The sequence below is a fragment of the Desulfatiglans parachlorophenolica genome (assembly GCF_055394735.1).
Genome location: NZ_AP042460.1, coordinates 1,899,272 through 1,911,144, shown reverse-complemented (window position 1 = coordinate 1,911,144; position 11,873 = coordinate 1,899,272). Strand labels below are relative to the sequence as shown.

Here is an 11,873-nt window from a genome sequence, read left to right as displayed (position 1 = left end):
CATCCCCCGCATCACAGCCCCTCCAGGACCCCGCGGCAAAGGATGTCGTTCGGGTCGAACACCCGCTTGATCCCCCGTACCAGCTGGTAGGCCTTCTCCCCGTACCGGCGCCTGAAAAACTCAGTCCGCTTCCCGAACTGCGCCCACTCGCCCCCGCACGTCCCGAACCGCAGGTTCATCTCCGTCTCGATCTCGAACTCCGCCTCGACCAGCCGCCGCTTCTTCTCGTTGTCCCAGTCCTTCGGCAGGATGGCCGTCGGGTGGAAGGTCAGCGCCCCGATGTGGCCGAAGAGGTAGACCGGCACCCCGTCGAAGATCGGGTCCTTTTCAGTGTAGCGGGTCAGCTCCGTCATGCAGTCGACCAGCCCGGGCAAGGTGCTCACGATCTCCGGCCCTGTGAACTGTCCGTTGTGCTTCTGCATGAGCGAGGCGATGATGATCTCCCTCGCGGTCCAGATCCGCATCCACTCCTCCACCGACCCGATCGCCTCCGCCTCGAGCGCCTGTTCCTTTTCCATCAGCTGGAGGATCCGGTCCCGGTTTCCCGCCGCCTCCTCCGCCGATCCGCCGAGCGAGGCGAAGAAGATCGAGCACCCGGGCGGCACCGGCAGCCCGGCGTGCTCGAACCCCACCGCTGTGCTGGCCCGGTCCATGAACTCCATGAAGAGGGGAGGGGGCGCCTTCTCCCGGTAGAGCCGCACCACGGCCCTCGCCACCCCCTCCGGCTCCCCGAAGTACGCGATCCCGAAGGCCTTGTGCCTGGCCGGCACCAGCCGCATCCGGATGCGCGTGACCACGCCGGTCAGCCCGTCGTTCCCCACGAAAAACTTCGTCAGATCGGTCCCCGCAGGCTTCCGCAGCCCCTTCGACCCCGTCTCCAGGATCTCCCCGCTCGGCAGCACCACGGTGAGCCCCAGCACATAGTCGGCCGGCTTGCCGATGCAGGCATCGATGATGTGCCCGCTGGTGTTCCCGGCCATCATCCCGCCCATACTCGCCACCAGCTTGCTCCCCGGGTAGACGGGAAGGAAGAATCCCTGCTCCATCAGCGCAAGGTCGACTGTGTTTACCGTCACCCCCGGCCCGCACTCGAAGTACCCGTAGTCGGTGTCGATCTCCAGCCCATCGAGCCGGCTCGTGCTCAGGATGATCCCCGCCTCGGGCGCCCTGGCCGCCCCGGTCAGCCCCGTCCCCGAACCCCGCGGGTAGACCGGCACATCCTCCTGGTTCGCCCATCGGAAGATTGCGGAGATCTCCGCCGCGCTCCCCGGCTTCACCACCACGAACGGGAGCTTCTCCCGGTCGAGATCCAGCTCGTACGGGTAGGCGTCGAGGGTGTTGTTGACGAATTCGAAAAAATTGTCCGAGACGTGCGCCTGGCCCACGATCCCTTTGACGGCTTCGTAAATCCTCTGTTTCATCCTTTACACCTCTTCCTCCACCATGCAGCTTCCCATCCGTACATGGGGAATTTTCGCCATGATCAAGACAATCGAGCGTTTGCGCGGGGGCCGCACAAGCAAAACGGGCAGATGGACGTCGGGATCGGCCCAAAAGGCCATTTCCGAGTGGAAACTAGGCGATAAGAGCCACAAGCGTGCGCACATCCTCCAACTCGTCGAACCGCTCCGTCAGCCCGATGATCTCCCTTGCCCGCTCCTCCGAGAGGACCTGCGCCGTCTGCGCCCGGAACTTCTCGATCACCTCTTCGTGGCTCAGCGTCTTCTGCGGGTCGCCCTTGCAGTACTCCGTCCACCTCTGAAAGATTTCCCCCCGCACCGTCTTCACCCTCAGCAGGGTGACCGACTTCTCCGGCTCCTTCGCGAAGGCCTCGACGGCCTCGGGCAGCGTTTCGATCTTTACCTTCTGCATGAAGTCCTTCATGGCCTTCTCTTCGAACCGCTTCTCGTCGTACCAGTCCGGTCCCGGCCGATATCCCAGGGCCGCGTTGGCGAACGGCCACGGCACGCTCCAGTAGGCGTCCTCCGGGTTTTTCGGCTCGGTGTTCGCATAGGGGTACCCGGTGATCTTCTCATGCGCGGCGTAGACGACCGACTCGATCTCGTCCGTCCCGACCCCGTGCTCCCCCATGATCCCCAGCAGCGACTCGATCCCGGGCTGCGCCCACCGGCAGGTCGGCCACGGCTTGAAGGCCATCGCCGAGGTCAGCAGAAAATCGCTCCCGAGCCCCTCCGTGTAGACCTCCTCGCGGTTCATGTCCGAGATGGTCGTCCAATAGGGGTAGGGCTCGTCCAGGATCTCGTGGAACCCCGTGTAGCCCATCTTGGCCAGGATCGCCGCGTTGACCGCCACGAAGTTGTGGAAGGGGTTCCCGAGCTTCGACATCGACCCCGGCACATACAAAATGTTGTGGACGTTCATGGTGGGCGCGTTCCCGAGCCCCATGCCGAAGGCGTGCATGCCTTCGTCCTCCGTCAGCCCCAGGCAGCGCACCGCCACCGCCAGCGGGCCGCACCCCTGCCAGCTCTCGTTCCACACCCGCAGCCGGTGCTCGGGCGAGGGGAAGGTCGCATCGATGATTCTCCCCGTGACGTCGTAGGCGCTGCAGACAGCCGTCAGCAGCTCTTTTCCGTCCAATCCCTCCCGCTCCCCGAAGGCGAGCGCCGTCATCACCATCCCCGACCCCGGATGCGCCCGGTTCTTGTAGGTTTCCATCAGCTCGAGCCCCATGCACAGCTGCGTGTTGACCCCCGAGGCGATCGCGACGGGCAGCTTCGCCCCGTCGGCGAACACGGTGGCCTCCTCCGCGCCCCCCAGCGCCTTTCCCCAGGCGATGATGATCTTCCCGGATTTCAGCACGGACCCTCCGATCGCGTTTCCGATCTCGTCCAGCACGAAATCCTTGGTCCTCGCCACACAGGCCTCCGGAATGTCCTCGAACCGGGCCTCCCGCAGATACCGAACGAGTTGTCGTGTAATGCTCATCTTGGCCTCCTAGAAAAACAGCGCCTTCATCTGCTCGAATCTCTCTTTGCCGTGCCGGATGTGCTCCGTCATCAACCGCTTCAACGCCTCGGTGTCCCTGGCCTCGACCACTTCGAGGATTGCCTTGTGGTCGTCCAGAGAGATCTCCGCGCCCCTCGGCGCGCTCAGCCCGATGGCCCTTAGCCACTGGAACTTGTCGACGATCCGCGAGATGATGTGGAAGAACATCTCGGACTTCGCCGCCTGGTACAAAATCGTGTGGAAGTCCGTCTCGCACCGGATGATCTGAGTGAGGTCCCCGCCCTGGACACTGCCATCGGCCTCCTCCACGTTTCGCTTCAACGCCTCGATCTCCTCCGGGGTGATCCGTTCGATAATAAACGGCGCCACGAACTCCTCGAAAACGATCCGGATCGCGAAGTACTCCTCGATCTCGGTCGGCGTCAGCCGCTTGACCTGGAACCCGAGCCGCGGATCGCACTCGACCAGCAGCTCGTTTTCCAGCAGCAACAGCGCCTCCCTGACCGGCGTCCGGCTCACCCCCAGCTCCTGGGCGATCTCGCTCTCGAAGATCTTGTCTCCCGGCTTGAGGTTCAAATAGATGATCTTGTCCTTGACCGCCTCATAAGCCCTAGTCCGTAGACTCGAATTTTTGTCCTGCTTTTGACTCATATACTCTCCAATATATCGCTAAATATATCGCTCGGTATGCTATAAAGCATACTGAAACCCCTTGTCAAGCAAATAAATGAGTATAGTTCATCTATGCCTTTTCGAACTTCATGCACCGCCATCTCATTCATGTTTGGAACAGCGGCGTCTGAGAGGATTTTTACTTCGTATCCATCCGGAAATGATTTCCCTATAGAACCCGGTTTCCAATCCGGAAATGAGGATTTTTCTTCACACCCTTCGGGTGCTCAGTCCCACCGCTACGCGGCGGGTCCCGGTTTCTTCACCGCTACGCCGCTCAGTCCCACCGCTACGCGGCGGGTCCCGGTTTGGCCAATATCAAGGAAATCAAGCGCTTGCGCGGAGGCGACCTTGTGGTCGCCGCACAAGCAAACGTGCAGATCGACGCCGAGATTGGCAAAAAAGACTATTTTCGGACGGAAACAAGATAGCTTTCGGATTCGGTAGCGCTTGGATGTGTGTGGGGGGAGGCGATCGTGTCGGCAAACAGTCTTCCGGGACAGAGCATCGGTCAGCGACAGGGGGGTGTTTCAAGAGGTTGGATCAGGATGTGGTAGTCGGAAGCGTTGAGGGCCTTCATGGGCCATTATCCCGGCGGCCCTGCGTTTTCTGTGGCCGGTGGGGGCAGGCTCCGGACCTCGAAGGCGCAGAGGTTCCGCTCCTTGCGGCTGAACTCGACGCCGATCAGATGGATGGGCCGGCCCAGGTCCAGGTATTTGTCGGCATAGCGGCGAGCCAGGATCTGCTCCAGGGCCCGGCCCTCGGGCTCGAGTTCCACCACCTTGAACTCGAAGACGAACACCCGCCCCTCGAAAAGCACGGTCATGTCCACCCGGCCGCGGCTGGTGGCGTCTTCCACCCGGATGTCCAGCCCGAGGGCCGCAAAATGGCTGTAGAAGACGCTCGCGTAGTAGCCCTCGTACTCGGCGATGGCGTTTTTGCGGTGCCAGTCGGCGGGGATGGCGGCGAACAGGGCCCGGAAATGGGCCTCGAGGGCGTCGAAGTCGGCGGTGCTCAACACATCGTAAAGGCGGCTTACGACCCCCTCGGCCGCTCCGGGATCGGCCAGCAAAGATTTGAGCAGCACATCGTTCAGGGCGCTCTGCACCTCCAGGTTGGGGTAGCCCAGCCGGTACTCGGTCCGGGCGCCCATGCGCCGCGTCCCGGCAAAGGTCAGGTATCCGGTCTGGAAGAGCAGGGCCTCGACGGGCATGGTGTCCACATCGAAGGTCGAGAGCAGCATCTCGGAGGCTACGGTCTGCCCCAGGCTGGGGGTGAATACACCCCGCTCCAGCACGAGCTTGACCAGGAAAGTGGGGGTGCCGGACTCGAACCAGTAGGCCCCGAAGGTGCGCTTCGAGAAGAGCAGCAGCACGTCGAAGGGGTTGTAGACGCTCTCCCCCAGCCAGTTGTAGCCGTCGTACCATTCCCGGATGGCCGCCCGATCGAGGCCCGGAAGCTCCGGGGCGAAGACTGTCTCCAAATCTTCCTCGGTGTAGCCGCAGATGGCCGAATAGGGTGCTTCGACCGTGATGTCCCGCAGATTGTTCAGTCCGGAGAAGATCCCGGCCTTGCTGAACTTGGAGACCCCGGTCAGGAAGGCGAAGCGGATGTGGGCGTCGTTGTCCTTGATCACCGAGTAGAAGTCGCGCAGCACGTCCCGTACCCGGGCGGCCTCTTCCCGGTCCGCGATGGCGTCCAGGATGGGTTTGTCGTACTCGTCCACCAATATTACCACCTGCCGGCCGGTTTTTTCATGGGTTTGGCGGATGAGCTGTTTGAAGCGGCTGCGGATTTCGGGAAACCGCATGCTGATCCCCCAATTCTCCTCAGCGTACGTAAGCTGCTCGATCAGGCTGTTTTCAAGCGCCTCGACCGATCCCAGGACACCCCCGGCAAAGCTGAAGAGCAAGACCGGGTGGGACACGGACCAGTCCCAGTGGTCCTCGGCGTAAAGCCCGGCAAAGAGTTCCCGGCTCCCGCTGAAGAGTTCCTTCAGGGTGTCCACCAGCAGGCTTTTCCCGAAGCGCCGGGGGCGCGAGAGAAAGTAGTAGCTTCCCTCCTCGATCAGCCCCAGAATAAATCCGGTCTTATCCACATAATAATAATCGCCTTCCCGGATCTTGCGGAAAGACTGCACCCCAATCGGCAGTTTCTTTTTGGCGCTCATCGTGCGTGTGCTCCCGGATTTACATTCACTGCCCGGCGAAAGTCCCCGGCCTGACCGGTGTGACTCCTTATCGGTCAAGGAGGGTGCATTCTACATTCCTCAGATCTGAGCGAGGACCGTCTTGAATTCCTCCATGTCGCGGGCATCGATCGCTTCCCTCAAGAGTTTTGTCAGGACATCTACATCGTCAATTTCCTCGATCTTCTCGGCGATCTCTGCAGGAAGGGTGTTGAATCTCGTTCTCAGGGCCTCCGCCACCATCGCGCGCGCCCCTTTCAGTTTTCCCTCTTGTATTCCTTGGTGTAAACCTTGCTTTTTGCCTTGTTCCACGCCCTGTTGCATGCCTTTTTGCATACCTTGCTTCATGCCCTGTTCCATACCTTGATGTAAGCCCTGCTTTCTGCCTTGCTCCATGCCTTTTTGCATGCCCTGTTGCATGCCTTGTTGCATACCTTGCTCGATCCATTGCTCCGCCAGAGTAGGCATAATGTCACCTCCCTTCTCGTGAAAAACAGCTTTGGCGTTTTTAATCAGATCCTCGGCCTTCACCTGATCGTTCGCGGAGGCCACGTAGCGCAGCGCCGCCTCCAGCGCTTCGAGGGCGCTCTCGTTGTCCGACAGGGACCTGAGGAGTTCGAGGAAGTCCGGCAGCCGCGCCGTCAGATCCTTTGAGAAGATATGCTTCAGCAGCAGGAGCGGCAGCCTGAGCCGGATGGCGCCCTTGATCTGCTCGTCGCTGTATTGCGACAGGTCGCATAGCAGATACTTGAACTTCGGCACCAGAGGGCGCAATTCCCGGGGCAGCTCGAAAAGGTCTTCGAACGCGAGCCCGATCTTCCAGCAGCTCAGACCGTGATAGAGAACCACCGGGATCACCGGCGGGAGCGCCCCGGCCTCTCCCCGTTTCAACCACTCCGCCCATATCCGGACCATGTAGCGCAGCACCTGGTAGGCGGTCAGGCGATCCGGAGAACTCTTGTGCTCGAAGAGCAGATAGACGAAGGCCGAACCGCCTTGCTCGATCTCGACCTCGTAGAGCAGATCGGAGAAATAATGCTGCAGCTGGCGGTCGACGAAACTGCCCTTGCACACCGAAAGGGTTTCCAGATCCAGCAGGCGCGTGATCTCCGCCGGCAGGTAGTGGAGCACAAAATCTCTGGCCTGATCCGCGTGCGACAGGGTTTGCTTGAAGTACCTGTCATGCGGACTGTTTACCTTATCTGAAGCCATGTTAAACGTGCTCCCTCATCTCGTCAAGCTCCAAACCGGGCAGGGGGGTGGCTGCAGCCCTGAAGGGGAGGGCCGCCTGTCTGGGCTGCTTTTTTCCCGGCTATATCTGCCCGTTTTTTGAGCGGTGGCAATCATCCATGGCATCGCAAGCACGTTCTGTGCCGGATGGGATTCATGTATTGCAGTGCGCAAAATGTCATCCGCTCGCAAGAACGTCTATTGCAGAGGGTCGAGCGTCATCCGCTTAGCGAGAATGTATTCTCCCGACGTGACCGGCCATCGGCCGCCATCGCCCGGATGCGTCAATCCGGAGATTCGCCCACGGGCGCGGAGGCTGGTGCAATCTCCTCATCGTGGGGTTCGCGCAGAGGGCATCGCTCCATCCGCATAGAGGTTGCTGGCTCATTCATATCTTGGTCCCGGTCTATGACGGGATCGCCCCATCGGCCTGGAGGCAGCTATTGACAGGGGCTTTCCGTCGCTTGCCGAGTAGAAATCCACCCGTGTGGGCAGAGGTTGGTGCGGGGAGGCTGCATGGTTGGCTATCATCCGTAGAATCCACCCGTGTGGGCAGATGTTGGTGTTTTCGGTCAATTCCATATGATCAACATGCAGAAATCTACCCGTGTGGGCAGAGATTGGTGTTTTCGGTCGTGAGGTCCTGCACACGAAGGCCCGTCGTGGTCAAGACAACCCGTTTTGCACGATGTGCCATGCACTGTTGTTTGTGCATGCGCCATGGGTTTTTGCTTTCGGTTTCGCTCTCCTTCCGACCCGATCGGGCATTCAACCACCCGAACGGCAGGAACCACCCCCTCCACCTGCGGCCTGGTCGTGTGGCACAGATCCTGCTTCACCCTTTTTGACCGTTTGAGTTCCTCCAATGAACCCTCATGAGCAGGAACCCGATGCCTCCGATCACCACCATCTCGTTCAGCCATCGGCAAATCCCTTTTGAACTGGATCTCGCCGCCCGAACCTTCAAGGTCAAGCAGGGCGGCGATCCGGAAACGGTCGCCCTGCGTCGGCGCGATTTTGAACATAGGCCCTGGTGCGGGTGCATGCCGAGCCTCGAGGAGAGAAAGGCGAGGGCCCTTTCCCGTGTGGAGAGCGACCTCGCGCGTCTGATCCATCTGCCGCTGGGAAAGGACTATTTCCTTTATAATCTGAGGGATCTGATCGAATCGAGCGACCGTTTGCTCGAGGATGCCGAGCAGCCCGTAGACCTGAAGGATCTGATCGCCCCGCTCATCGAGCCGGATATGTTTCCCCTGCATTGCGCGGAGGCCATGAACAGGCTCCGCTCCGATCTGCAGGACCTCAAGAGCCGTGCCCGCCTCACGCCGATCGTCTCCTATGATCTGATGGATCCCTGGTCGTTTGAAAACGGCACACGGAGCCTGCCTCCATCCGAGGTGCGCGGGATCATCGATGTGATCACCAGCGCTATGGAAGCCTGCCCCCCGATCGAGCGGGAGGCCGTCCCCGGCATCCGCAACCATGGTGTGAACGATAAGCCCGGGCGACTGCCCGTATTGAAAAAAGAAAGACGAATGCCGCGTCTGAGAAAGGAACTCTATCGCAGGAAAAAGACCTCTGTTGCCGCCGATTATGATGAGAAGACCCCAAAAAGGGACAGCGAGATGGAGCGGCCCACCGCCCTGAAACAACGGCCCACGCCCCCTGAAAGGCCGCTGAACTTCCTCGATCCCGCGAAGTACAACTTCCTTGACCCTTCGAACCCCATTCTGTCCCCTTGGACCACCGCCGCCGACCATCGCCCGCCGTCCATTCCCGACCTGCTTTTTCCCGGACTTGGTGAATCCTTTTCGAAGCCGCTCGAGCAGTTTTCTCCGCCCGCAAAGCCGCCGAGTGTCCTCGGTTCCGGTCCCTCCCCGGAAGCCGAAAAGGAATCAGCAAAAGAAGGGTTGAAGGTGCAGCTGTATCGAACCCGGCCCGAACGCGCCGATAGCGGCGCTCCTTTGAAATCCATGCACGAAGACCCAAATCCAGCGTTTTACGAGAAAACGATCCGGAGGGCCAAGGATGTCATGCGGAAGTTGTTCATCTCCGATGAAGAGCAGAAGGCGGTTCTGGGGGTGGTGAGGGATATCTGGGTGAATCATGCCTACGGGGTGCCGCTGGAAGAGAAAAGATCCAGGTGGCGGTTTTTGAAGGGAAGGCGGACCCGCGGTGGACCGATCATCGAGCTTCGTAAAAAGAAGAAGACCGAGCCATACTTCGAATGTATCCGTCAATCCTGGCTCCCCTATTATGGACGTTGGAAGGCGGAAGTTCAACGCAGGTGCGAGGAATTGGGCGACCCGACCCGGGGTCCTCTTAGTTATATTTACGATCCGATCTACAAACAGGTGACTGAGCAAATGCAGGGCGAGTTCCTTTCATCAAAGCCTCAAATGGATGCTTATCTGGATGAGCTGCAAGACGATGTCGAAGAAGTTTACCGCCTTCGTAAGAACCCGCCCTTCCGGAGCTTTTGGATTACCCCGAAAAACGTGCCTTATTACGGTGAAGGACTGGAAAATTTTTGGGATGCTCAAAGCGAATTCCTACAGCTTTGGGAGGATCTGAGCCGATCCCTTGGTGATCGTAAAATATGCATCGAGTGCCTGGCGATACACATATATAGTTTAGGTGGAGGTGTTCACAGAATATGCAATACGTTTTTCGATGTCGAGAGACGATCCGACCGGAAAGAGATTATCTCATGGCCTTTTACAAGGAAACAGGAAATTGATTGCATAGACTTTGACATTTATACAGACTTTGGTAAGGCATTATGGAAGATTTACTGTGTGAGAAGGGATGAATATAGACAACCAGCGGACAGGCAAATGAATGAATTATAAAAAAGAATTTGTTGTTACAATGAACTTCCATGGATGTATATCATGTGCGATAGTCGAATCCGATTGGACCATGTGAGCACACAAACACCTCGGATGCATCCATCAGAACAGCATAGAAGGCATCGAACGGCCATCAAACCATCCAGCAATTTTGATAAGTTCCTTGTGGCGGTCAATCAGGCGCAGTGGATGATCCCTTCCATCGGAGCTGCCACCATCCGCAAGCTGTCTCCGCCGAACGTGAAAGACGTTTATCTTGTTACGCTCCCTGAACAACAGTCCATCGGCCAGATGGTGGACGATACTTCTTCTGGATTTAGAGAATGCCGGTTTGTACCGACGGGAGATGAGTCCATCCGGATCGGCAGCAAATCGGTCCATTGGGGAAAGATATCCGGAAAGGTGGAATTGGACCTCCAAAAACTGGGCCGGCTCCGGGAGTACTTTCTCCTGAACCAGGGGATTGCGCAGGGGGAATGGCGTCTGATCGAGGCATCCAGTAAGACCGAAAAGTCTTTGTCCAGAATGATCGCCCGCAAACAGAACGGCACCCTCGTCCACTACCCCGACCTGACGGCCTTGTTTTGGAAGAATGATGCCCTCGACGAGTTGGTGATCGCCTTTCCGGGGATGTCCTCTTTGGAAGACAGCGTGAAATGCGCAGAGATCCTTGCCGGGCTCGTGCCGAAACAATTATCGCAGGCGGATGGTTTAACGCAGGATGTGGACCGAGCATTGAAAAACGGGCAGCTTCGTCATCACCTCAAGTTGGTCGGGCACTCCATGGGCGGGGCGATAGCGGCCTATGCGGGGGCGAAGCACCATGTCCCGTTTGAGGTTTTCAATCCTCTCGGGCTGGGGTCTGGAATCCTTTCGACGCTCAAGAAAGAGGATATCCGGTATGCGAAGGAGCAAAGTGCCTGTTATATCGACGAAGGGGACTGGGTCAGCGACCCCCGCCGTCCCAAAGGCGGTCATTGGCTCTTTTCGGCTGGGCTCGGATTCTTCGGGGGAGGTTCGCACCTCGGGAAGTTCCACCTGATTCCGAACGAGTATCATCCGCAGGATGAGGGACAGGATCTGCATAACCGACTCGATCTCGTCTTCGACCAGATGATCGGACAGCTTGCCCCTGATCCCCTGAGGTTGGAGAATGTCTTCAAGCCTCCGAAAAAAGAGCCCGCGGTGAAGGATTGCAGCGATACGGTAACCCTTTGCTCCGACGAGGATGGTGGGGAATACTTGCCATGGGTGAGCACCTTGGAATACCGGCCTGAGCGCAATGAATCAGCGCAGAAAGGGGATCGCTCCAACGACCGCCCAATCCATCTGAAAGACACCAAACCCACCCGGAACGACCGGCCCCTGATTACGCCGCTTTCCAATCCTTTCGTCGTCGGCTATGCCGTCTATAGGGATTTCAACCTGGTCTTTCCGGATCTCAAAGGCATGAGTCTCGAAGAGGCTCTGGTGATGATCGCCGAGGCCGCAAAACCCATTACGAACGTGGATATGAGATTTTACAACGTGGAATTGGCTGTCTACGACATCGATGGGACCGCCCTGCCAAAAAACCCTTTCAACTTGAGCCGCACGGTGCTCGAGCAGTATCCGCCCGCCGGCGCGGTGCAGCACTTCTTCGTCTTGTGGAAGTCCATCGGGTGCAACGGCGCAAGCCTCTGGATCAAGTAACGATGTTTGCTTGCCGCACCACCCCGTTGTGTCGCTTTACGGACGTTTGAGCGCAGAACTCCGAGAGGTACCCCGTCAGCCACCCCCTCCGGCGCGTGGCGCGGACTGCCAAAACCCTGGCCGGGGCCCCGAAGAAAGGCTGCACCCCGATGGGCAGCTTCATTTTAGCGGTCATCTTGCGTTTGCTCCCGGTGTTGCATGTATCGCCCGGCGGCGATTCGATCATCCCCCGGCTCTCCTGCTGTCGCCCGGAAGGCGGTTCAAAGGCGCTT

At 59.0% G+C, this 11,873-nt stretch carries 10 protein-coding genes; 2 read left to right on the top strand and 8 right to left on the bottom strand.

The genetic code is table 11. The features are described 5' to 3' along the window. Positions 1–11 precede the first annotated feature (11 nt). The 7 genes from ACZ500_RS09045 to ACZ500_RS09015 form a co-directional block, all read right to left on the bottom strand. Positions 12–1,421: an FAD-binding oxidoreductase gene (locus ACZ500_RS09045; RefSeq protein WP_464232180.1), complete on the bottom strand. Its 1,410-nt coding sequence runs from the start codon at positions 1,419–1,421 to the stop codon at positions 12–14. Between the two features lie 3 nt (positions 1,422–1,424). After that, entirely contained in the window at positions 1,425–1,562 is a 138-nt protein-coding gene (locus tag ACZ500_RS09040; RefSeq protein ID WP_464232179.1) for a hypothetical protein, read from the bottom strand. Positions 1,563–1,575: 13 nt separating this feature from the next. Beyond that, complete coding sequence (locus ACZ500_RS09035) at positions 1,576–2,946, bottom strand: MmgE/PrpD family protein (protein WP_464232178.1); 1,371 nt, start codon at positions 2,944–2,946, stop codon at positions 1,576–1,578. A 9-nt stretch (positions 2,947–2,955) separates the two neighbouring features. Beyond that, complete coding sequence (locus ACZ500_RS09030) at positions 2,956–3,618, bottom strand: GntR family transcriptional regulator (protein WP_464232177.1); 663 nt, start codon at positions 3,616–3,618, stop codon at positions 2,956–2,958. A 260-nt stretch (positions 3,619–3,878) separates the two neighbouring features. Next, positions 3,879–4,007 carry a hypothetical protein gene (locus ACZ500_RS09025; RefSeq protein ID WP_464232176.1) on the bottom strand — a complete coding sequence of 43 codons (129 nt, stop codon included), beginning with the start codon at positions 4,005–4,007 and terminating at the stop codon, positions 3,879–3,881. A 218-nt stretch (positions 4,008–4,225) separates the two neighbouring features. Beyond that, positions 4,226–5,809, bottom strand: a complete 1,584-nt coding sequence (locus tag ACZ500_RS09020; RefSeq protein WP_464232175.1) for an ATP-binding protein — start codon at positions 5,807–5,809, stop codon at positions 4,226–4,228. 99 nt (positions 5,810–5,908) lie between these two features. After that, positions 5,909–7,039: an Rpn family recombination-promoting nuclease/putative transposase gene (locus ACZ500_RS09015; protein ID WP_464232174.1), complete on the bottom strand. Its 1,131-nt coding sequence runs from the start codon at positions 7,037–7,039 to the stop codon at positions 5,909–5,911. Between the two features lie 908 nt (positions 7,040–7,947). Here ACZ500_RS09015 and ACZ500_RS09010 point away from each other — a divergent pair. Further along, positions 7,948–9,909: a hypothetical protein gene (locus tag ACZ500_RS09010; RefSeq protein WP_464232173.1), complete on the top strand. Its 1,962-nt coding sequence runs from the start codon at positions 7,948–7,950 to the stop codon at positions 9,907–9,909. Between the two features lie 165 nt (positions 9,910–10,074). Then, on the top strand, positions 10,075–11,601 hold the full coding sequence (locus tag ACZ500_RS09005) for a hypothetical protein (protein WP_464232172.1): 1,527 nt from the start codon (positions 10,075–10,077) through the stop codon (positions 11,599–11,601). Here the strand turns inward: ACZ500_RS09005 and ACZ500_RS09000 are convergent. Further along, on the bottom strand, positions 11,594–11,827 hold the full coding sequence (locus ACZ500_RS09000; RefSeq protein ID WP_464232171.1) for a hypothetical protein: 234 nt from the start codon (positions 11,825–11,827) through the stop codon (positions 11,594–11,596). The two genes, ACZ500_RS09005 and ACZ500_RS09000, sit on opposite strands and share 8 nt — an antisense overlap. Between the last annotated feature and the right edge of the window lie 46 nt (positions 11,828–11,873).

Bases quoted from the DNA above. Each gene is read 5' to 3' on its own strand.
- ACZ500_RS09015 (WP_464232174.1), bottom strand. From the start codon at position 7,039: ATGGCTTCAGATAAGGTAAACAGTCCGCATGACAGGTACTTCAAGCAA.
- ACZ500_RS09045 (WP_464232180.1), bottom strand. From the start codon at position 1,421: ATGAAACAGAGGATTTACGAAGCCGTCAAAGGGATCGTGGGCCAGGCG.
- ACZ500_RS09040 (WP_464232179.1), bottom strand. From the start codon at position 1,562: ATGGCCTTTTGGGCCGATCCCGACGTCCATCTGCCCGTTTTGCTTGTG.
- ACZ500_RS09020 (WP_464232175.1), bottom strand. From the start codon at position 5,809: ATGAGCGCCAAAAAGAAACTGCCGATTGGGGTGCAGTCTTTCCGCAAG.
- ACZ500_RS09010 (WP_464232173.1), top strand. From the start codon at position 7,948: ATGCCTCCGATCACCACCATCTCGTTCAGCCATCGGCAAATCCCTTTT.
- ACZ500_RS09030 (WP_464232177.1), bottom strand. From the start codon at position 3,618: ATGAGTCAAAAGCAGGACAAAAATTCGAGTCTACGGACTAGGGCTTAT.
- ACZ500_RS09035 (WP_464232178.1), bottom strand. From the start codon at position 2,946: ATGAGCATTACACGACAACTCGTTCGGTATCTGCGGGAGGCCCGGTTC.
- ACZ500_RS09000 (WP_464232171.1), bottom strand. From the start codon at position 11,827: ATGATCGAATCGCCGCCGGGCGATACATGCAACACCGGGAGCAAACGC.